Annotated in this window: 13 protein-coding genes, 2 tRNA genes and 3 rRNA genes; 3 read left to right on the forward strand and 15 right to left on the reverse strand. The window is 36.2% G+C overall.

The window, feature by feature from the left end; genetic code table 11:
• The first annotated feature begins 209 nt into the window (after positions 1–209).
• Complete coding sequence (locus AC2DGP_RS07750; protein WP_484492429.1) at positions 210–1,235, forward strand: hypothetical protein; 1,026 nt, start codon at positions 210–212, stop codon at positions 1,233–1,235.
• Positions 1,236–1,983: 748 nt separating this feature from the next.
• A complete protein-coding gene (locus AC2DGP_RS07755) occupies positions 1,984–2,466 on the forward strand; it encodes a dihydrofolate reductase (protein ID WP_484492430.1) in 483 nt (160 codons plus the stop codon).
• Positions 2,467–2,574: 108 nt separating this feature from the next.
• Here the strand turns inward: AC2DGP_RS07755 and AC2DGP_RS07760 are convergent, their stop codons facing one another.
• The 15 genes from AC2DGP_RS07760 to AC2DGP_RS07830 form a co-directional block, all read right to left on the reverse strand.
• Positions 2,575–4,131, reverse strand: a complete 1,557-nt coding sequence (locus AC2DGP_RS07760) for an arylsulfatase (RefSeq protein ID WP_484492431.1) — start codon at positions 4,129–4,131, stop codon at positions 2,575–2,577.
• Between the two features lie 204 nt (positions 4,132–4,335).
• Positions 4,336–5,859 (reverse strand): arylsulfatase, encoded by a 1,524-nt coding sequence (locus AC2DGP_RS07765; protein ID WP_484492432.1) that lies wholly within the window; start codon positions 5,857–5,859, stop codon positions 4,336–4,338.
• Positions 5,860–5,989: 130 nt separating this feature from the next.
• Positions 5,990–8,146 carry a tetratricopeptide repeat protein gene (locus AC2DGP_RS07770; RefSeq protein WP_484492433.1) on the reverse strand — a complete coding sequence of 719 codons (2,157 nt, stop codon included), beginning with the start codon at positions 8,144–8,146 and terminating at the stop codon, positions 5,990–5,992.
• Positions 8,147–8,230: 84 nt separating this feature from the next.
• Complete coding sequence (locus tag AC2DGP_RS07775; protein ID WP_484492434.1) at positions 8,231–9,544, reverse strand: BatD family protein; 1,314 nt, start codon at positions 9,542–9,544, stop codon at positions 8,231–8,233.
• Positions 9,538–11,253 carry a VWA domain-containing protein gene (locus tag AC2DGP_RS07780; RefSeq protein WP_484492435.1) on the reverse strand — a complete coding sequence of 572 codons (1,716 nt, stop codon included), beginning with the start codon at positions 11,251–11,253 and terminating at the stop codon, positions 9,538–9,540. Before AC2DGP_RS07780 ends, AC2DGP_RS07775 begins: the two co-directional genes overlap by 7 nt.
• Entirely contained in the window at positions 11,246–12,247 is a 1,002-nt protein-coding gene (locus AC2DGP_RS07785; RefSeq protein ID WP_484492436.1) for a VWA domain-containing protein, read from the reverse strand. Before AC2DGP_RS07785 ends, AC2DGP_RS07780 begins: the two co-directional genes overlap by 8 nt.
• Complete coding sequence (locus AC2DGP_RS07790) at positions 12,237–12,749, reverse strand: DUF4381 domain-containing protein (RefSeq protein WP_484492437.1); 513 nt, start codon at positions 12,747–12,749, stop codon at positions 12,237–12,239. Before AC2DGP_RS07790 ends, AC2DGP_RS07785 begins: the two co-directional genes overlap by 11 nt.
• Entirely contained in the window at positions 12,739–13,668 is a 930-nt protein-coding gene (locus AC2DGP_RS07795) for a DUF58 domain-containing protein (protein WP_484492438.1), read from the reverse strand. Before AC2DGP_RS07795 ends, AC2DGP_RS07790 begins: the two co-directional genes overlap by 11 nt.
• A gap of 5 nt (positions 13,669–13,673) precedes the next feature.
• On the reverse strand, positions 13,674–14,639 hold the full coding sequence (locus AC2DGP_RS07800; protein WP_484492439.1) for an AAA family ATPase: 966 nt from the start codon (positions 14,637–14,639) through the stop codon (positions 13,674–13,676).
• Positions 14,640–14,842: 203 nt separating this feature from the next.
• Positions 14,843–14,953 (reverse strand): 5S ribosomal RNA (gene rrf / locus AC2DGP_RS07805).
• A 166-nt stretch (positions 14,954–15,119) separates the two neighbouring features.
• Positions 15,120–17,949 (reverse strand): 23S ribosomal RNA (locus tag AC2DGP_RS07810).
• 287 nt (positions 17,950–18,236) lie between these two features.
• Positions 18,237–18,310: transfer RNA gene (locus AC2DGP_RS07815), tRNA-Ala, on the reverse strand.
• Between the two features lie 106 nt (positions 18,311–18,416).
• Positions 18,417–18,490: transfer RNA gene (locus AC2DGP_RS07820), tRNA-Ile, on the reverse strand.
• Positions 18,491–18,585: 95 nt separating this feature from the next.
• Positions 18,586–20,109: ribosomal RNA gene (locus AC2DGP_RS07825) — 16S ribosomal RNA — on the reverse strand.
• Together the 16S, 23S and 5S rRNA genes with 2 tRNA genes alongside form the textbook arrangement of a ribosomal RNA operon.
• Before the next feature lie 863 nt (positions 20,110–20,972).
• Entirely contained in the window at positions 20,973–21,650 is a 678-nt protein-coding gene (locus tag AC2DGP_RS07830; RefSeq protein ID WP_484492440.1) for a DUF4294 domain-containing protein, read from the reverse strand.
• 182 nt (positions 21,651–21,832) lie between these two features.
• Between AC2DGP_RS07830 and AC2DGP_RS07835 the strand changes: the two genes are divergently transcribed.
• Entirely contained in the window at positions 21,833–22,924 is a 1,092-nt protein-coding gene (locus tag AC2DGP_RS07835) for a M42 family metallopeptidase (protein ID WP_484492441.1), read from the forward strand.
• Positions 22,925–23,073 lie beyond the last annotated feature (149 nt).

Below are 23,073 nucleotides of genomic sequence, written 5' to 3' on the forward strand. Positions count from 1 at the left end.
ATACAAAAATGAACCCTATGGGTTCATTTTTTTTTAAGATTATCTTTTGCGTAACCAATAAGCAACTTGATTAAAACTCCTTTTACACTGGAACACTAATAAAGTTTATGCTACTAGATTAAAACATATAGACAAAAACTAACAACAAGGCTTTCTGCTTTTTAGCAACGAGATATTCTGCTATTTTTATTGACTCAAAAAAACTAGCTATGACCAAATATATTTTCGGATTTATCATTCTATTTTCATTTCCAATCTTAAACGCTCAAAAGATAAGCTTTACAGATTACCAATACTTATCCAAACCTGATTCTACAAATGTAATTTCCCAATATTTCAAAAAAAATATTGCTGATACATTATTACAAAAAGCCAAATTTTACAAAAACAGTACAGTCATAACTGCTAAATTTTATGTAAATAATCATAAGAAAATCTATTCAGTAAATCTTTCAGCCAAATATTCCGAATTGAATAATGAAATTTATAAACTACTTTTTCATCGTTTCACAAAGGAATCATTCTATGACCTAAAACCAGATTGTTATTATGGTATGCAACTAATTTCAAAAAAATCTGATATGATTTTCTTTAATTGTAGCACCAAACCTATTGAATTAACAAGCCCTATTTGTGGCGATTACAGCCAAGAAATCTTATACTTTGATAAACTTACATGTACCAATGAAAAAGTCAAGGAACATTTTTTCGATAATTTTAATTTTAATTTATTTAACAATCGCAAGTATACTCAGCTTAACGTAAAATATATTATTGATGAAATCGGTAATTTAAAAATCATACCGAGTTCGAATGAAGACCAAATAATTTTTGAAGAAAAAGAAAAAATCTTAAAATCATTTCCTTTAAAAATTAAACCAGCAACTTTAAACGCGTCATATAAAACTTCCACCCAGCATTTTTCAATTTCTTTTGATGAAAAATTTTATCCTAAAACTTATAAATACAACTCTAAACTAACAGATTCTATAGCAGAAAACCAAGACTTACTTTCATACTTAAAAAGTCACTTAACAACTAAAGACATACGGGAAGCAGAACTATCGTATTTTCAGCCAAATTTAAGGGTCACATTTGATATTGACAATAATGGAAAGATATACAACCCACATAATAACAGCAGAGATATCTTTTTATCCTATAGGATTAATAAATTGATTAAAAATGCCCCCATTGATATACTCAAATTAATTGATAATCATAATATTGACTAAGCCTCCCTAAATATTCTATGTTATAAAAATAAAAAAACCATTATCAATCCAAATCCTATTGTTATTATTCATCAGAACCCAACGATCCTTGGATGTGAAAAAGAACTAACCACTCGTGATAGAAAGCATTGCAGTGAGCAAACTATTCACGAATCCATAGCTCAAAATTTCAAAAGTACTAAACTTGAAAAACTAAACCTGAAACCTGGTAAACATCGTTTTTTATCAACGTTACAAATACAAGAAAATGGTACTTTTAAGTTTCTATATTCAGATGCTAAACACAGCGAATTGGAAGAGGAAACAAAAAGAATAATTAAACTAATACCTAAATTCAACCACTCTGCTCTTAGACAAGGAAAGCCATACAAATCAATTTTTTCACTACCAATTAGCTTCATGGTCGAATAAAAATATTCATATGATTTTTTGTCCCTTTCCTCAAATTCCAATTTGCAAAATCCTAAATAAAACAACTTTCCTATTTTCATAAAAGAAACATATTATATCACCCGAAAAATGATAAACCTACCCACTAGACTAAATCGGATCGTTATCAGCATAAAAAACCAAGTCAAGATTATTTATACCAGAATCACACGAACCCGAAATAAACTAGAATATCAATACTTCAGCTACATAATCTCTAGTTTCTTTTGAGATTTTTATAGATAAAGCTAATTATGGTTTTTACTTGCAAGTATCTATAAACCTCACTAAATTGGTCGATTAGAAAATCAACTGAAAAATGACAACAATAATTGCTGCAATTGCAGAAAACAATGCTCTTGGAAAAAACAATGATTTAATCTGGCACTTACCTGCAGATTTAATTCGTTTTAGAAAAACCACTACAGGCCATCATATCATTATGGGTAGAAACACCTATGAATCCATTGGAAAACCACTTCCAAATAGAACTACTGTAATCATTACAAGAAACAAGAATTACAAAGCCGAAGGGTGTATTATCGTTAATTCAATTTCAGCGGCTTTAGAGGTTGCCAAATCAGACTCTAGTCCTTTTATTATAGGTGGTGCCCAAATATACAATGAGGCTATAAAACTTGTAGACCAGTTAGATATCACTGAAGTTCACCATACATTTGATGCAGACGTTTTTTTCCCAAAAATAGATACATCTGTATGGAAAGAAACAAAAAGAGAAACTTTTAAACCTGACGAAAAAAACAAATACGCTTATAGTTTTGTAAGTTATACACGCAAATAATATTTTTCAACATCAACTACCATGATTTACGGTGCGTCAAAATCATGATAAAAAAAAGTCCAATAGAAATCTAATTCTATTGGACTTTTTAATTTTTAAAGCACCCTTTTAATTTTGATGCGGTGTAGATAGTTGATCTAAAACTTTATCCAAACTAAAACTTGCTGCTTTCATCCTTGGAGGATACTCCTCAAAAGTAGATAAAAACTCACCTACAATTTCCTGACTTGGAACAAGTAAGAATACGTGATCTAATAACCAATCATAGTAAGTATTTGAAGTGATTGTCGCCTCTTCATAAGGATCTCTACGTAAGTTAAAAATCAATGGTACACGTAAAGGAGTAAACGGATTTGCCCACACTCCTAAAGTACCTGCCATTCTTTGCTCCATAAAAATAAACTTCCAGTCATCATAACGAAGTGCTGTTAAGTCACCATCATCAGAAAAATAGAATAACTCATGACGTGGGTTCTCCTTAGATTTCCCAGTTAAAAGTGGTAACATATTGTATCCATCTAAATGAACTTTGAATGTTTTATCTCCTACTTTATACCCTTTTAATAATTTTTTCTTTACGTTTTTATCTCCAGCAGCGGCTAAAAATGTAGGAAGCCAATCCATTCCAGAAAATATATCATTAGAAATAGAACCTGCTTCTATTTTCTTAGGCCAACGTACCATTGCTGGTACTCTCCAACCACCTTCCCAATTGGTATTTTTTTCACCTCTAAACGGACTTGCTGCAGCATCTGGCCAAGAGTTTTTATGAGGTCCATTATCAGTACCATAAGTTACAATTGTATTATCTGCAACTCCTAAATCATCTAACAACTTCAACAACTCTCCAACATGCATGTCATGCTCTACCATTCCATCTCCGTACTCATTTTGTCCAGAAATACCTTTATGCTCCTCTTTAACATGTGTTCTAAAGTGCATTCTTGTTCCATTCCACCAAACAAAGAATGGTTTCCCTGATTGTACTGTTTTTGTAATAAAAGCTTTGGCAGCCGCTACAGTCTCATCATCAATTGTCTCCATTCTCTTTTTAGTCAATGGCCCCGTATCCTTTATTTTTCCATCAGAAGAACTGCTAATCACACCTCTTGGTCCATATTTCTTTCTGAAATTAGGATATTTCTTTGGGTCTGGATAATCTGGTAATTCTGGCTCTTCCTCAGCATTTAAGTGATAAAGATTCCCAAGAAACTCATCGAATCCATGATTTGTTGGTAAGTGCTCATCTCTATCTCCTAAATGGTTTTTCCCAAACTGACCTGTAGCATACCCTAATGGTTTTAACAATTCTGCAATTGTAGGATCTTCAGAAGAAATTCCTTCTTTGGCCCCAGGTAAACCAACTTTACTTAAACCTGTTCTAAAAACACTTTGTCCCATTATAAATGAAGATCTACCAGCAGTACAACTTTGCTCTGCATAATAATCTGTGAAAATCAATCCTTCATTTGCAATTCTATCAATGTTCGGAGTTGTATACCCCATCATACCTTTGGTATAAGCACTGATATTAGATTGTCCTATATCATCTCCCCATATCACCAAAATATTGGGTTTCTTTTGTGCTTGTGCAGCAATTCCAATTGCCACCATAGCAACGGCTGAAACAATGGATTTAAACAAATCCTTTTTTTTCATTTTCATAATAACATATTTAATTAATAATTGATTTTCAAATAATTAAAAGTCTTCAAAATTATTTATTGTATAAAAAACTCTCGAAACTAAATTACAAACAAATGGCCATGCTCCCCTTAACAAATGTTTACCTCTAAGATAAGAATTATGTAAGCATAAAAAAAGCTTGTACTAAATTATAGTACAAGCTTTTTTGAAACCATTGGTGTTTTAGTTTCTTGGTGGTGTATTCAAGGATTGAACAACCTTATCTATTCCCAAGGAACCTCCTTGAACCGGTGGATATTTTTTAAATGTTTCTAAAAACTTTCCAATATAAGCCTGTGCTGGGACAAACAACCACATATTATCAGCCATCCATCGGATGTATAGAGCAGAATCTGTCGAAACTTCATACGGATCTGCTCGTAAATTCACTACTAACGGCCAAGAAGGTGTTTTTCTATAAGCTGTATTAATAGCACCTTCCATTGTTGAGAAATGCAATTTCCAGTTTCCATATCTTAGGGCGTTTAGATTCCCTCCAGCGTCGAAGTAAAAAATTTCTTTTCTCGGATTTTCCTTAACATCTCCTTTTAAATAAGGCATCATATTATATCCATCTAAATGAACATTAAACTTTTTATCGTTTGCTTTATAACCTTTCAATAATTTTTCTTTCACATCAGGAACTCCTGCTGCTGCTAAAATGGTAGGCATCATATCTTCATGTGAAAAAATACTGTTTTCAACTGTACCAGGTTTTATCACTCCAGGCCAGCGTATTGCACAAGGAACTCGAAAACCACCTTCCCAAGTAGTACCTTTTTCTCCTTTGAACGGAGTTGTTCCTCCATCAGGCCAAGTAAATTTTTCAGCTCCATTATCAGTAGAATACATAATTAAAGTATTATCAATAATTCCTAATTCTTCTAGTTTGTCTAAAACTACACCAATCGTTTTATCGTGTTCTACCATACCATCAGGATACAAACCAATTCCGGTAACACCGATACTTTCCTCTTTCATATGTGTCCAAACATGCATTCGCGTAGCACTCAACCAAACAAAGAATGGTTGCTTATTAGCATGTGCTTTCTCAATAAACTTAATCGCCGCGGCAGTAAACTCATCATCGGCAGTTTCCATACGTTTTCTTGTCAAGGGTCCTGTATCTTTTATTTTACCATCAGATGTAGCATGAATTACGCCTCTTGGACCAAATTTCTTATGAAACTCAGGGTCTTTAGGATAATAATATGTTTCTGGTTCTTCTTCTGCATTTAAGTGATATAAATTACCATTAAACTCATCAAATCCATGGTTTGTTGGCAGGTGCTCATCTCTATCTCCTAAATGGTTTTTACCAAACTGACCTGACGTATAGCCTTGTGTTTTTAATAATTCTGCTATAGTTGGTTGGTTATCTTTTATTCCTTGGGTGGAGCCCGGCATACCAATAGTTAACAAACCTGTTCTAAAAGGATGTTGCCCTAAAATAAATGCTGCTCTACCAGCTGTACATGATTGCTGTGCATACCAATCCGTAAACATAGCACCTTCATTTGCTATCCTGTCAATATTAGGGGTTTTGTACCCCATCATACCATGATTGTAAGCACTAATATTTCCCCATCCTACATCATCCCCCCAAATTACAAGAATGTTAGGTTTCTTTTGTGCATTTGTACTAAAACCAAATGCAAATGCTGTAGCTGCAATTGCAATAGATTTAAAAAAATTGCTTTTTTTCATAGTTCAATTATTAAATTAAGTATTACGGTTTTTAATATTAAGTCAAAAATCACCTGATCGGTGTTAGTTAATTTATAACAGACTAAATATAAGCGTAATAATAAACATCAGCAACAATTTACATATCATTCTATGATTTAGAAGGTAATTGCTGCATGATTTGATTATAGTTTGGATTATTGGGAGCTATTTCCAATAACAACAAACAAGTATTAAATGCCTGCTCCGAAGCGTTAGAATTTAATTCTACAATAAGTTTGGCATACAACAACTTTTCATTTTTTGGGAATCTTTTTACTGCCATATTTAAAACAGATAAAGCTTCTTGCAATCTCCCCTCTTGCTGCAGTAGCAATGCATAATTATAATAAGCATTCAAGTTGCTAGGATCCTTATCCATTGCATATTTCAAATGATAAAGAGCCTTTTCAGGTTTCTTCAACTCGCTATACAACAAACCTAACATATAATAAGAATACCCAAATTCTGGTTCTAGCTCAATAACTTTTGTATACAATTCTATGCTTTTTTTAATCTCTTTCTTCTGATAATACAAGAGCGCCAAATTCATTCTAGCTACATTATAATAAGAATCAATTTCAATTGCTTTCAGATAAGCTTCAATGGCTAAATCAGTCTCCCCTTTTGATTGTAAATATTCAGCAATCTGCAATTGACCACTCGCAAAATCAGAATTAAGATCAAGAAAATTCAAAAACTCTTTATGAGCTATTTTATAATTTACATCATCAGAAACATCAATTTTTAAAGCTATAAAATAACTTACAGCAGCCATTCTAACGGAACGTATTGAATCATTCAACAAAGGTTTAATTCTGTTTGCATACGACGCATCTCTTGTTTTTTGAATAGAAACAATTGCCTCTCTTCGCAGCAAGGCTGAAGCGTCATCCAACTTTAAAGCAATCTTTGCAACTTCCGCCTTAGAGGCTCTTTGGTTAATCAAATGCGACATAGAAGTAGCTACCGCAATGTCTGGATATTTATCACTCCCCAACAATTTTAATAAAGCCGCTTTATCTCCTTGAGAGCCTTTTAATAAATAATCAGAAAAATGATCCGCTCTTTCCGATCCATAGTTCTTTACAATAGCATTTGCCGCCCATTCATTGGTTTTATTTTTATGGCAAGTTACACAGGAATTTGGAGTACCATACTTAGCTGATTGATCTGGTCTAGGGATTCTAAAACTATGATCTCTTCTAAAATCATTTCCCATATACACTTTACCATCCATGTGACAACTAATACATTCAGCCTCCTTGGTATTCATTTTATGATGATGGTGTTCAGGAGAGTCATATTTTGATGTATGACAATTTAAACAAAGAGCATTTCCTTCTTTTTTAAGCTTCAACGAGTGCACATCATGACAATCTTTACAAGAAACACCATTATGGTACATTTTACTTTGTACAAAAGAAGAATACACATAATCCTCATCTTTTATCTGACCATCTAATTCATAGGTAGGTGCTTCTAATAACCTAGGGATATAATGATCTAAAAACGCACCATCATAATTAAAATAATCTGTGATTTGAGTTCTTCTAGAATGGCATCTTGCACATTTGTCAACCAATTCCTTTGAATTCATATTTGACTCCATGTACAGTGTGGGCGCTGCTTTACCTGCAATTGGGTTTTTATAATGCGCTACATGACCTGAAGCAGGGCCATGACAGGCTTCACAACTTACATTAATTTCACTGAAAGTAGTTTTGTAATGTCCGGTCTTAGAATCATAGTTCTTCTTCAAATCTGTAGAATGACAATCCGCACACATTGTATTCCAATTTGAAGCACCTCCCGTCCAATTCAACCATTCGTCGTGTGCTAAATTAACATCTTTTTGTAAATGAAACCATCGTTGTTTTTCCGTGTCCCATGCCGTTAATAAACATTGATATGCTCCATTGGGAAAGACTACAATATACTGCTGTAACGGAGTTACACCAAACGTATATACTATTTTGTATTCCTCTGGTTTCCCTTGTTTATTAGCTGTTGTAACGTAAAAATCTTTTCCTTTTTTATAAAAAGAAGACTTGACACCCTTATGTATAAAAACTGCATCATTAAAATCTCCCTTAACTGAAGCAGAATCCGCAACTTTCATTGCCATATCATGATGTGATCCTTTCCATTTATTAAAAGATGCTGCATGACATTCTTTACAACTTTCTGATCCTACAAATTTTGAATTCTTGTAATCATACTTTACTTCTGTGTAAGCATCTTTTTTATCACTTTTACAAGAAGTCATTATAACAATGAAAAGAAGCAATAAATGGGTTATGTTTTTTTGAAAGGGATAGTTCATGAGCAATTGATAAGTACTTTGACAAATCTAAGGATTTACCCAATTAGAGTTAGTATTGATGTTTTCTTTTTTTAAAGCAATATATTTTTTTCTTGATTTTTTCCACTCTGTCTTTAAGGCTAAAATTTCAGAAAAATTATGATTTGAAATTTTATTCTGTTGATACTTTTCCATCAAAATTTTAGTACCGTATTGGGAAATAAAATAATGTATGCTTGGTTCCTTCAGAGCTAATTGATCTAACCATTTATAAATATTCTTTTGCTTTGCTGTATAATCCTTGGCTTTTATAAACCTATGAAAAAAGAAAGCTTCAGATTTCTGATAAGCCACTTTTTTTAATTGTACCCTTTTTACAATTTTTCTACTAATTTTAACCCCAATAACTATCATCAAAATAACAAGTGCTAGCCTTGCTAAGAATTCTTTTATCGTATAGCCCAATATTAATAACTCTTTCTCATCAGGAACCTGCTCTTCTATCGATGCTTCCAATGATTCCCTAACACTTTCAAGCATCCCCAAATCAGGATTTTCTACTACCTCAATGGTTAATTCTTTTAATACTTTCTTATATAATTTACTATATCTTGGGTTCCAATGATACACCACAATTTCCGGAATTGTGTACACCCCTTCTTTTTCAAATAAATATCTCGTACCATCAACTCGCTCCGCACTGATCGCTGTTTTTGTCTTATTATTTTTCAAATAGGATCTTTTAGGATATAAACTTACATTTTGCAAGGTATCAAATGTAACTTTCGGAATAAATTCTGAAATAGTTCCTTCGGCTTTAATCGTAATATTTCTTTCCAAAACATCTCCTACTTTCACCTTAGTTAGATCGCCTTTCCAAGAATTATAAACCCTGACTGATGGGGAAACCAACCAAGAATTTTTATTTACTCCAGGGGGAATTGGTTTTACCACAATCTCTCTCGATCGTGTTTTAACTTTACGTTTTATGCCTATATAATTTCCCTCATCTGGAGTTTCAACTACAAACTCCAAGGATGGAAATTCAACATTCTCTTCGTTGTAGGGAAAAACATTAAAAAACAAAGTCACTCCTGAATATAATTTATTCCCAAACTTTTTTGAAGTGCTTAAAGACCTAAAATAAACAGTATATGCTCCGTTGATTTTAATATTTCCTGGATCAACTCCTTCTGTAAACCAAGTAGAAGAATAAACCGTTACACTTACTTCCATGGGTTCTCCAACATAAACAGCTCTTTTGTTAAAACTAACTTCCGTTCTAAGATGCCTTTGAGCTTGAAGCAAAAAGGTACAGCATAAAAAAATCAACAGTACATATTTTCTTTTTTCTATTACCATCTATCCATTTTTCCGTTCGGTTTCAATCCCTCTTTTTTAACCTGATGTCTAAATTTTCGTTTTAAAAACAAGGAAGGGTCATCATCTACTTTTTGCATCATAATTTTTGGACTCTCACTTGGCTTCCCTAACTCAAAATCATCTGGCAATTCATCCAACTCTTTCCCCTTTCTAATATCCGTATTCGTTGTTTCTTCTAGACGCTTTTTCTGCATATCTTTTTCTGTAGCTTCCTGCCCTCCTCCACTTAAATCCTCCGGACTTTTATTTTGTTCATTTTGAGCTCGTTCTTTATTCTCAGAGTCTAAAGTAGCATCTTCTGGTGTTTCACTGGTACCTCCCGACAAATGTTGAGCGATTGTTAAATTATGACGAGCCATGTTTATCGTTGAGTCAATTTCGATTGTTTTTCCAAACGCCAAAGCAGCAGCTGCGTAGTCACCGTTTTTGTAATACGACAAGCCTAGATTATACATTCCTTGTGCAGTTGTATCCTTTGAAAAAGCACGGATTGCTTCATCATAATTACCTGCTTTATAATATCCAACTCCTTTTCTCAAAGGATCTTGGAATAATGCCCCCGCCTGTTCAAAATTCTCCTTATTCAGTTCTAATTGACCTTGATAGTCCTTTGTCAACCATAAATCTTTAATTTTTTGATCATCAGAGCAAGAATTGAATACTGTAAGGATAAAAAACAATACCATTCCCTTACGAAAGTAAAATAATATAATAATTGCAAACGGAACTATAAACAACAATCCTTGATCTTCCCAGTCATCTTCCTTCTCTTCTGCCTTATCAGTAAAAACTAAATGCTTATGAATGGTTTTAGAAACACGCTCAACATCGCTATTATCTAATGTCAAATAATTCACACGAACATGCTCAAGAGAATTTAATTTCTGTAACACGTTTTCATTCAAACTTGAAATTACTACCTGCCCTTTGTCATCTTTCATTTCCCTGTTATATCTACCAAAAGGGATGGAAGAACCTGTAACCGTATTTACAGGAAAGATTTCAAAAGCAGACTTTGTAGATTGGCCCAATATACTCAGATAATCAAAGTCAGTTTCATCAAAATCATCAGAAAAAACAATCACCGTTGCCGGAGCATCTGTCACATTGGTAAGCGCAATAGCCTTTTCAATTCCCGCTTTTAAATCACTACCGTAATATGGCATTACATTCGGACTTAATTGGTTGATATGTGAATCTATCAATGAATAATCATTTGTCAAAGGAAGAATCACATGAGCCGTTCCAGAAAAACCGACAAGCGCAACCCTAGCCCCAGGTTTCGCTTTTAACAAATCCATAATTTTAAACTTGGCTCTTTCTAACCTATTTGGTTGAATATCCGTTGCCATCATACTTTGAGACAAATCTAAAACCACAACAACCGGAGTTTCCAACCTTTTACCCGGTATTTCAATTTTCGACCAAGTCGGCCCAGAGAGTCCAAATACCGCAAGAACAAAAGTAAAGTACATTACTATTTTCCATACTAACACTTTTGTCTGATTTCCCTTTTCTATCATAAAAGGTCTCAAATGTTTCGAGATCTGTTTTTTCCATTTAATTTCTTCCTCTCTTGATAAAAGAAAAAGAATTACAATAATTCCCAAAGGAATAAATAACCATAATAACGACGGCCTTAACAAATGGAAATCCTCTAAAACAAATTTATCTATCATTTCATCCATTGGTTTCTTTTTTAATTCTTTTCTTAAATAAAGAAATAACCCCAGTAATCAAACTATATATAGTAAACAGCAGCAATGCTACTCCCAAGGGATAATGGTATAATAACGTTCTTGGACGATACGTTTCCTCTTCATATTCAATCGGTTCCAATCGATCTAATTCCTCGTATATAGAATTCAATCGTTCGGTATTTATGGCTCTAAAATATTGAGCCCCGGTGATTTCAGAAATTTCTTCTAGTGTTTTCTCATCTAAATCAGAATTACCAGTATTAGGATCACCTATCCCTATGGTATAGATCAAAATTGAATCCCTTTTAGCAATATCAGCAGCATCTAAAGGCAGCACGCCAATCCCTGCATCAACCCCATCAGTCAACAAAAGCATTACCTTTGTTTTTATCGTGTCTTTGTCAAACAAATCAACTCCTTTCATAATCGCTTTACCAATAGAAGTTGTCTGTCCAGCCAACCCAACAGCAGCTTCATCCAACATCATTTTTACAGTAACTAAATCCGGAGTAAATGGTGCTTGTACGTATGCATTAGAACCAAATAATACCAATCCCATACGATCTCCTTCTCGTTTTTCAATAAACTCATTCATTACATCTGTCACTGCTTCCCAACGAGTCACCGGTTTATTATCTATCTTCCAATCCTTTTGTGCCATACTAAAAGACAAATCAGCTACAATTAAAAAATTTCTAGAATTCTTTGCTTTTAATTCCGCTTTACCAACCAACTGAGGAGAAGAAAGGCTTGCTAACAATAATGTCCAAATCACACAAAGAACGAAAATCTCAAAGAAAGATTTTTTGTTTATAAAAGAAGATTTTGTGGGTTCTTGCTTTGTATAAATAGCAGATTTAGCCAGATTAGGCACTAACAAAGAAGCACTTTTTATCTTTAAGGCAGGAAATATAAAAAACACCAAAGGCAATGGTATTAAAAATAAGACCCATATATGTATAATTTCAAAATTATCTGGCATGATGTTTTATCCATTTTTTTGTCTGATTCAACACCAAATCCAATTCAACATCTGATATTTCTTTTAAATTAAAACTTGCACTATTAAAAATAGATTCTAATTCACTAATATTTGAAGATCCACATTTTGAATCTAAAAAAGCCAACCAACTAGATCCAGACATTCCAGCTACTGTAGGCCTTCCATAAACTTCTATCGCTATTTTTTTTAAGATTGTATTTGCAAAATTCACCTTCTTGATATTATCATCCGATGAAATATTAAGTCCACTAGCAAGTACATTTAATGCCATACGCCTATATTTATTTCTCACAAAGTTTCTCAGAACAAAAGCAGACCAAATCAACAAGCTGAACAAGAAGAAACCAAAACTAATTTTCCAACCAAGGGTATCAAAGGAAAAGGCAACTGGATTTGGCTCTAGCAATGGGCCGAGATCTTCAAACACTTCCTTATCCTGCATTACCGGAGTCAAGACAATATGTATTAATTCAATTCCCATTAAAAACATTCTGAATTTGATCGCTCACGTCCTCTACTGTATTAATTTTAAACAATGGAATTCTATGCTTTTTCATCTGCTTCTCAAATTTCATATAATCAGCATCAAAACCATCTTGAAAATTTTTAACCAACTTTCTATCATTACCATCGATAGATAATTGCTTCTGTCCATTACCACCAACGTATTTACTTGGAATTGAATTTCTTTCCAAAGGGTCATACACTTTAGCAAGAACTACATCATTATGGGCAGCTATATATGAAATTTCTTTTATTACTTTTTCCGAATACCGATGAAAATCACTCACAATAAAAACTAAAAAATCATGAGTTATTATATTCCGAACTTTTTGAAAAACCTCTTCTAATCCAGCCTCAAAATCAAATTGTTTCGAGTTTTTCAATTCATGATTTCTTTTTATCAGTTTATCGAAAAAAAATAACATGTTTTTCCTATTCCTTTTTGGCAAAACAGCATCGACACCATTATCACCAAAGACAACTCCTCCCACTCGATCTCCTTCTTTAGAAACTCTAAACGCCGCCATAGCGGCTAATTCTGCTGCAACAGTAGATTTTGTTTTATTTACACTACCAAAGAACATAGATTTTGTTTGATCTACTATTATCAAAGCCGGCTTCTCTTTCTCTTCTGTAAAAACTCTAAGATGAGTCGTCTGTGTTCTTGCTGTTACTTTCCAATCAATATTTCTAATATCATCACCAGGTACATAATTTCTAACTTCTTCAAAATCTAACCCTCTACCTCGCAATCTAGACGCATGTTTACCTCCTAACACACTTTTTACTTTTTGCTTTCTAGCCAAAAAACTAAAACCACGGGCAATAGGTTCCATTTTGAGTAAATCCTCAAGTGAGACAAAAACTTTTTCAGGAAAATCAGAATGTTCAGCCATATCTCTTATGCAACAACAGCTACTTGGTTTAAAATTTCATCTAATACACTATCAATGCCAATTCCTTGAGCATTTGCCTCATAACTTAAACTTATTCTATGTCTTAAGCAATCATGAACAACAGCACGAATATTATCCGGAGTTACATAGCCTTGTCCAGACATCCATGCATGTGTACGAGCAGAACGATCTAAAGCAATCGTACCTCTTGGGCTTGCACCATACTCTATCCATGTCCCTAAATTTTCGTTATACTTTTCCGGATATCTAGTTGCTTCAATTATATCTACAATATACCTTTCCATATTTTCGGATATAGTTATCTCCAAGATTTCTTCTTTAGCATCAAAAATCACTTTTGGATCCATTTTGTCGATAACATCATCCTTCGCCTTTTTTTGTTCATTTCTATTCAAACGCATAATTTCTAATTCAGATGAATTATTCGGATAATCAATAGTAACATGCATTAAAAACCTATCCATTTGAGCTTCTGGTAAAGGATAGGTACCCTCTTGCTCTACTGGATTCTGCGTAGCCATTACCATAAATAATTGCTCCATTTTGTAAGTTGTACCTCCTACTGATACTTGGCGCTCTTCCATAGCCTCTAACAACGCTGATTGTACTTTAGCAGGAGCTCTATTGATCTCATCTGCCAAAATCAAATTACTAAAAATAGGTCCTTTTTGAAAAATAAACTTCTCTTCCGACTCTGGTTGATAAATTTCAGTACCTGTAATATCAGAAGGCAATAAATCGGGTGTAAATTGAATTCTACTTAAACCACTATTCAATTCTTTTGCAAGACTTTTTATAGTTCGTGTTTTAGCCAAACCAGGCAAACTTTCTAATAAAATATTTCCATCTGAAAGCAATACCAATACCAATCTGTCAATCAGTTTTTCCTGTCCAATTACAGATTGAGACATTGCATTTTTCAACTTATTAATCTTCTCTAATGTAGTCATAAACCCTAATTTATTATTTCTTAGTGGACACGCCAACTAATACTAAGTAAATATAGGCAAAACAAGGCACGATAAAAAAGTAAACTATGAAGAGCGAATAACCATTTACAAATATAATTAACAATGTAATTTAGCGTTCATCAAAAACCTTAAAAATAAGGCACAAAAAAAACCTCAATCATTTTACTGATTGAGGTTTCAAAAAAAGGCGGTGACATACTCTCCCACCGGTTAGGCAGTACCATCTGCGCTGATAGGTTTAACTTCTCTGTTCGGAATGGGAAGAGGTGAGCCCTATCGCAATAACCACCTTAAGGTCTTTGCTAGTCTAATTTCTTAAACCAGTATTTAATAATTAACATATTGAAATGCATCACAGATGCCAGAGATATAATATTCAAATTAGAAGTGCTATAATATTTGGAGTAATAGAATGTATAAAGAGTTTCCCTCCCGCTAGTTGCCTAGCGGAAGTTCTTTGTACAAAAGCCTATGGGTTATTAGTACTACTTGGCTATGACATTACTGCCTTTACACCTATAGCCTATCAACGTGGTAATCTTCCACGACCCTTTAAAGAAATCTCATCTTGTGGTGGGTTTCGCGCTTATATGCTTTCAGCGCTTATCCCTTCCCAACGTAGCTACTCTGCAATGCCCTTAGCAGAACAACAGATACACCAGAGGTTAGTCCAACTCGGTCCTCTCGTACTAGAGTCAGATCCACGCAAATTTCTAACGCCCGCTACAGATAGAGACCGAACTGTCTCACGACGTTCTGAACCCAGCTCGCGTGCCACTTTAATGGGCGAACAGCCCAACCCTTGGGACCTTCTCCAGCCCCAGGATGTGACGAGCCGACATCGAGGTGCCAAACCCCCCCGTCGATGTGAGCTCTTGGGGGAGATCAGCCTGTTATCCCCGGAGTACCTTTTATCCTTTGAGCGATGGCCCTTCCATGCGGAACCACCGGATCACTATGCTCTTGTTTCCAACCTGATCGACTTGTTAGTCTCGCAGTCAAGCACCCTTATGCCATTGCACTCTACGCACGGTTACCAAGCGTGCTGAGGGTACCTTTAGAAGCCTCCGTTACTCTTTTGGAGGCGACCACCCCAGTCAAACTACCCACCAAGCACTGTCCCCTTCGCAGGGTTAGGCTCTAGACAAGCAAAGGGTGGTATTTCAAGGACGACTAACATACGCCTGGCGACGCATGATCGATGTCTCCCACCTATCCTACACATTACTTATCCAAAGTCAATACTAAGCTATAGTAAAGGTTCACGGGGTCTTTTCGTCCCGTAGCGGGTAATCGGCATCTTCACCGATACTACAATTTCACCGAGCTCATGGCTGAGACAGTGTCCAGATCGTTGCACCATTCGTGCAGGTCGGAACTTACCCGACAAGGAATTTCGCTACCTTAGGACCGTTATAGTTACGGCCGCCGTTTACTGGGGCTTCATTTGAGAGCTTCGCCGAAGCTAACTCCTCCACTTAACCTTCCAGCACCGGGCAGGTGTCAGGCCCTATACATCAACTTTCGTTTTAGCAGAGCCCTGTGTTTTTGATAAACAGTCGCCTGGACCTATTCACTGCGGCCCATCATAGATGGGCGCCCCTTCTCCCGAAGTTACGGGGCGATTTTGCCTAGTTCCTTAGCCATGAATCACTCGAGCACCTTAGAATTCTCTTCCCAACCACCTGTGTCGGTTTAGGGTACGGGCTGCTTCACTCGCTTTTCTTGGAACTCGCTTCGCTGTATTATCACCTTGACCGAAGTCTCAGTGTACTATCGGGGTGTTACCACTCCCTTCAACGTACTATTCTGTCAGTACGCAACAACTATACGAATCCGTCACTTTTAACGTGAGCAGGTACTGGAATATTAACCAGTTGTCCATCGACTACCCCTTTCGGGTTCGCCTTAGGTCCCGACTAACCCTCAGCTGATTAGCATCGCTGAGGAAACCTTGGTCTTTCGGTGGGCGGGTTTCTCACCCGCCTTATCGTTACTTATGCCTACATTTTCTTTTCTAGACGCTCCAGCATTCCTTACAGAACACCTTCAACGCAACTAGAATGCTCCCCTACCACTTATGATAAATCATAAATCCATAGCTTCGGTAATATACTTATGCCCGATTATTATCCATGCTCGATCGCTCGACTAGTGAGCTGTTACGCACTCTTTAAATGAATGGCTGCTTCCAAGCCAACATCCTAGCTGTCTATGCAATCGAACCTCGTTAGTTCAACTTAGTATATATTTGGGGACCTTAGCTGATGGTCTGGGTTCTTTCCCTCTCGGACATGGACCTTAGCACCCATGCCCTCACTGCTGTGTATATTTATTAGCATTCGGAGTTTGTCAGGAATTGGTAGGCGGTGAAGCCCCCGCATCCAATCAGTAGCTCTACCTCTAATAAACTAAACCACAACGCTGCACCTAAATGCATTTCGGGGAGTACGAGCTATTTCCTGGTTTGATTGGCCTTTCACCCCTACCCACAGGTCATCCCAAGACTTTTCAACGTCAACGGGTTCGGTCCTCCACTGTATGTTACTACAGCTTCAACCTGCCCATGGGTAGATCACCAGGTTTCGCGTCTACTACTACTAACTATACGCCCTATTCAGACTCGCTTTCGCTACGGCTGCGTGACTGAATCACTTAACCTTGCTAGAAACAGTAACTCGTAGGCTCATTATGCAAAAGGCACGCCGTCACACAGTAAATGTGCTTCGACCGCTTGTAGGCGTACGGTTTCAGGATCTCTTTCACTCCCTTACTTAGGGTTCTTTTCACCTTTCCCTCACGGTACTAGTTCACTATCGGTCTCTCAGGAGTATTTAGCCTTACCGGATGGTCCCGGTGGATTCATACAGGATTACTCGTGTCCCGCACTACTCAGGATACCACTATCAATAATTAATCTTACCCGTACGGGGCTATCACCCTCTATGGCCAAACTTTCCAGTTTGTTCTGATTCAATTAACATCAAATGTCGTGGTCCTACAACCCCAAACTTGCCGAAACAAGATTGGTTTGGGCTAATCCGCGTTCGCTCGCCACTACTAACGGAATCACTATTGTTTTCTCTTCCTCCGGTTACTTAGATGTTTCAGTTCACCGGGTTCGCCCTCCTTGCGGAGTAACATGTCTTCAACATGCTGGGTTGTCCCATTCGGAAATCTTCGGATCAATTCTTATGTGCAAATCCCCGAAGCTTATCGCAGCTTATCGCGTCCTTCATCGCCTCTGAGAGCCTAGGCATCCGCCATACGCCCTTACTTAGCTTTTTGTACTTTTTGCTCTTTTATTCTATTATTTGTATCATGTAATTAGTAGCAGGAAATAAGTATTAATACTTATCCCAAACTAAATACCTTCTACGGTTTGCATGCTATGCATGCCTCTATTTGTATTATAGCTCGTTATTAATTTTAGTTTTTCTAAAATATAACTTCTAATATCATACGATATCAGTATTTCAATATGTCAATGAACTCTTTGCAATAAACAATTCTCAAATAACAAATAACAATTATAAAATTGCTAATTGTCAACTGATAATTGTCAATTGACTTTTGTGGAGAATATCGGAGTCGAACCGATGACCTCCTGCGTGCAAGGCAGGCGCTCTAGCCAGCTGAGCTAATCCCCCAAAATTACTAGTAGCTAGTATTGGGTAGTTAGTCGTTAGACTTCTAACGAATACTCAACTTCTAAAATTTCCTATATGTTATATACCTAACTCTTTTTTAAAAAAGTAGTCTCGGGCAGACTCGAACTGCCGACCTCTACATTATCAGTGTAGCGCTCTAACCAGCTGAGCTACGAGACTCTGTTTCTTTTAGTCTTGTATATAATATAAAATTGAACAGCAATTAAAGAATTAAACAATTCTTAATTTTCATAACCTAACATCTCTTTCTCTAGAAAGGAGGTGTTCCAGCCGCACCTTCCGGTACGGCTACCTTGTTACGACTTAGCCCTAGTTACCAGTTTTACCCTAGGCGGCTCCTTGCGGTGACCGACTTCAGGCACTCCCAGCTTCCATGGCTTGACGGGCGGTGTGTACAAGGCCCGGGAACGTATTCACCGCATCATGGCTGATATGCGATTACTAGCGATTCCAGCTTCACGGAGTCGAGTTGCAGACTCCGATCCGAACTGTGATATGGTTTGTAGATTCGCTCCCTGTCGCCAGGTGGCTGCTCTCTGTCCATACCATTGTAGCACGTGTGTAGCCCAGGACGTAAGGGCCGTGATGATTTGACGTCATCCCCACCTTCCTCACGGTTTGCACCGGCAGTCTCTTTAGAGTCCTCAGCTTAACCTGTTAGCAACTAAAAATAGGGGTTGCGCTCGTTATAGGACTTAACCTGACACCTCACGGCACGAGCTGACGACAACCATGCAGCACCTTGTAAGAAGTCCGAAGAAATAAGTATCTCTACCTAATGCATCCTACATTTAAGCCCTGGTAAGGTTCCTCGCGTATCATCGAATTAAACCACATGCTCCACCGCTTGTGCGGGCCCCCGTCAATTCCTTTGAGTTTCAATCTTGCGACCGTACTCCCCAGGTGGGACACTTATCACTTTCGCTTAGTCACTGAGATAAATCCCAACAACTAGTGTCCATCGTTTACGGCGTGGACTACCGGGGTATCTAATCCCGTTCGCTCCCCACGCTTTCGTCCATCAGTGTCAGTATACTCGTAGTAGACTGCCTTCGCAATCGGTATTCTGTGTAATATCTATGCATTTCACCGCTACACTACACATTCTATCTACTTCCAAGTAACTCAAGACTAACAGTATCAAAGGCAGTTCCATAGTTGAGCTATGGGATTTCACCTCTGACTTATTAGTCCACCTACGGACCCTTTAAACCCAATGATTCCGGATAACGCTCGGACCCTCCGTATTACCGCGGCTGCTGGCACGGAGTTAGCCGGTCCTTATTCATATAGTACCGTCAAGCTCTTACACGTAAGAGTGTTTCTTCCTATATAAAAGAAGTTTACAACCCATAGGGCAGTCTTCCTTCACGCGGCATGGCTGGATCAGAGTTGCCTCCATTGTCCAATATTCCTCACTGCTGCCTCCCGTAGGAGTCTGGTCCGTGTCTCAGTACCAGTGTGGGGGATCTCCCTCTCAGGACCCCTACCTATCGATGTCTTGGTAAGCCGTTACCTTACCAACTAACTAATAGGACGCATAGTCATCTTGTACCCATAAATGTTTAATAATTAAATGATGCCATTCAATTATACTATGAGGTATTAATCCAAATTTCTCTGGGCTATCCCTCTGTACAAGGTAGATTCTATACGCGTTACGCACCCGTGCGCCGGTCGTCAGCAGAAAAGCAAGCTTCTCCCTGTTACCCCTCGACTTGCATGTGTTAAGCCTGCCGCTAGCGTTCATCCTGAGCCAGGATCAAACTCTTCATCGTTATTTTTTTTAGTCACCGAAGTGACTTATTTTTATACGATACTAGCTTACTCTAATCAGAATTCGTGTTACTAAAAACACGTAATTTAATCTTTAATTTTACGCTGTCAATTTCAATATTTTCAATGAACGTCAGATCTAAGATCTGGTTTGTTTCTTTTTTCACTAACAACGCTTGGCGTGTTAGCGGCTGCAAATCTAAAACCTTTTTTCGTTATAAAAAAATAAAATTTAATTTATTTTTTAAAACTCTTAATCTTAAATTTTACCAGCATTTTAAAGAACTCCTTGCCTTCCAAAACAACAATAGCTGTTTTCCTTAGCGGATGCAAAACTAGATCTTTTTATCGTTACAACAATGAAAAAAATCGCTTTTTTTGAAATTATTTTATTCCCAAAACCTACCCGCCTTAAAACATGCGTTTTAAAACAAAATCTTTTTTATATAAACAGAAACAATACCCGAACTTATAACCGATTCAACAAATAGTATCAGCATATAAACACCGAAAAACGCAAACATGAAACTTCACAAAAAAATCCACCCTTTATTACAAAAAGTGGATTGCATCTATTTTTTTTAATCTTATCAACACTAAAAACAGTAAAAAATCACTCTATATAGTCTTTTCCTTCTGCACTATCTTCCACAGAAGACAACCAATCTTCTAATTCTGTCATCATTTCTACAGCAATAACAGACTCTATTGCTAAAAAAAATCAATTCGCACATTACTTATATCACCTATTCATCATACTACCCCTCTATCAGAACTTAATTAAGACCATCCCTGTCTAAACAAATCAACCAATAACTATATTAAACTACACAACCTTTTACACAAATTGTTTCAAATACCGCCATTAAGATTTTTTATGCTTGTAGTCTGGAGGATACCCTAAATTCCATTTCTTTTTTATGTTAGGAAAATCGAAATCTATTTTTGGCGCATCCAAATCAATTAAATTATCCCTCCATGCTCTCTGCAACACATCTTCTATCATATAATCCTCCTGAACATTTACTGGATCATAACCATCTTTCAAAGACATTTTAAACATATTTGCAGTGGCATTATACCAAAAGGCTTTCCAACCACTTCTATACTCTTTCACTAAATCATAAGTTATTTCACCTGTTTCGCGATGCATTAACTTTATCAAAACCCTCCCTTCAGTTCGAGTTAATTTTTTTAACTGAGGCGTAAATTCCTTTTCTAAATACTTTCTAACCTCTTTAGTATATTTTTTCTTTTTCCTTTTCGTAGGAATACTATCTAAAGCATCATTTAATTTAGACAATTCTTCCGCTGCTATTTTAGCATAAGGATACGCTTTCAAGACCTTTTTCCTAAACCAATAATAATAACGTTTATCATTATAGGATTCAAACTCTAACTTAGGCAAAAGCTGTACCTCTTCTAAGTCTGTAATCAGGCTATCATTTTCAAACAAGGTATAACGACTTAGATCTAAGGAATCTTTATCCTGAGACATCACTAACCCAGAAACAAAAAACAAGACGAAAAATATTCTATTCATGAAAACCATATAATAAGGACTCAAAGTTATCGAATTAATTTTTGATACATTTTATTTTCACAACAAAACATACAGACATTCCTAACACACCCCACAAAATCATAATCTAATTCAATCTTTGAACTCAACAAACTATTCATTACTTTTGAACAATTAACAGTAAAGAAACACAGACATAACATATGAGCAAAACATCAATACTGAATGATAATTCTATAGCATTCTTAGAAAAATATTTAAACAACGCATCACCAACTGGCTACGAAAGTGAAGGTCAAAAAATCTGGATGGATTACCTTAAGCCATATGTAGATACATTTATTACCGACACATACGGAACCGCAGTTGGAGTTATCAATCCAGATGCTAAATTTAAAGTTGTTATTGAAGGGCACGCTGATGAAATTTCTTGGTATGTAAACTACATCACTCCTGAAGGATTGATTTACGTAATTCGCAATGGTGGAAGCGACCATATAATAGCTCCATCTAAACGCGTAAATATACATACAAAGAAAGGTATAGTAAAAGGAATATTCGGATGGCCCGCTATTCACACCAGACTTAAAGGAAAACAAGAAGACACTCCAAAATTAGACAACATATTTATTGATGTTGGATGCAAAACGAAAGAAGAAGTTGAAGCCTTAGGTGTCCATGTTGGTTGTGTAATTACATATCCAGATGAATTTATGATCCTAAATGAAAATAATTTTGTTTGTAGAGCGCTAGATAATAGAATGGGCGGTTTTATGATTGCTGAAGTTGCGCGTTTACTAAAAGAAAACAATAAAACTTTACCTTTCGGATTATACATTACAAATGCTGTTCAAGAGGAAATTGGCTTAAGAGGAGCTGAAATGATAACACAAACCATCAAACCTGATGTTGCAATTATCACTGATGTTTGTCATGATACCACCACACCTATGATTGATAAAAAAGTGGAAGGAGAATCAAAAAGTGGTGATGGACCGGTTATCTCTTACGCTCCAGCTATTCAACACAATTTACGAGAATTAATTATTAGTGCTGCCGAGGAAAACGACATCCCTTTCCAAAGACACGCATCCTCTAGAGCAACAGGAACTGACACCGACGCATTTGCTTATAGCAACGGAGGAGTTCCTTCTGCATTGATTTCTCTTGCATTGCGTTATATGCATACGACAGTTGAAATGGTTAGCAAAGACGATGTGGAAAACGTCATTAAGTTAATTTATGAGAGTTTATTAAAAATTGAAGAAGGGGAAACTTTTAGCTACTTCAAATAAACAATAAAACTACTATAAAAAGAGGTTTGTCTATTATTACGACAACCTCTTTTTTTTACATATTATGGATGAATATATAGAACTTCTAGACAAAGACAACAAACCAAGCGGAGAACGCTGCTTAAAATCTGAGGCTCACAAAAATGGTC

This window comes from Flavicella sp. IMCC45537, assembly GCF_057197705.1.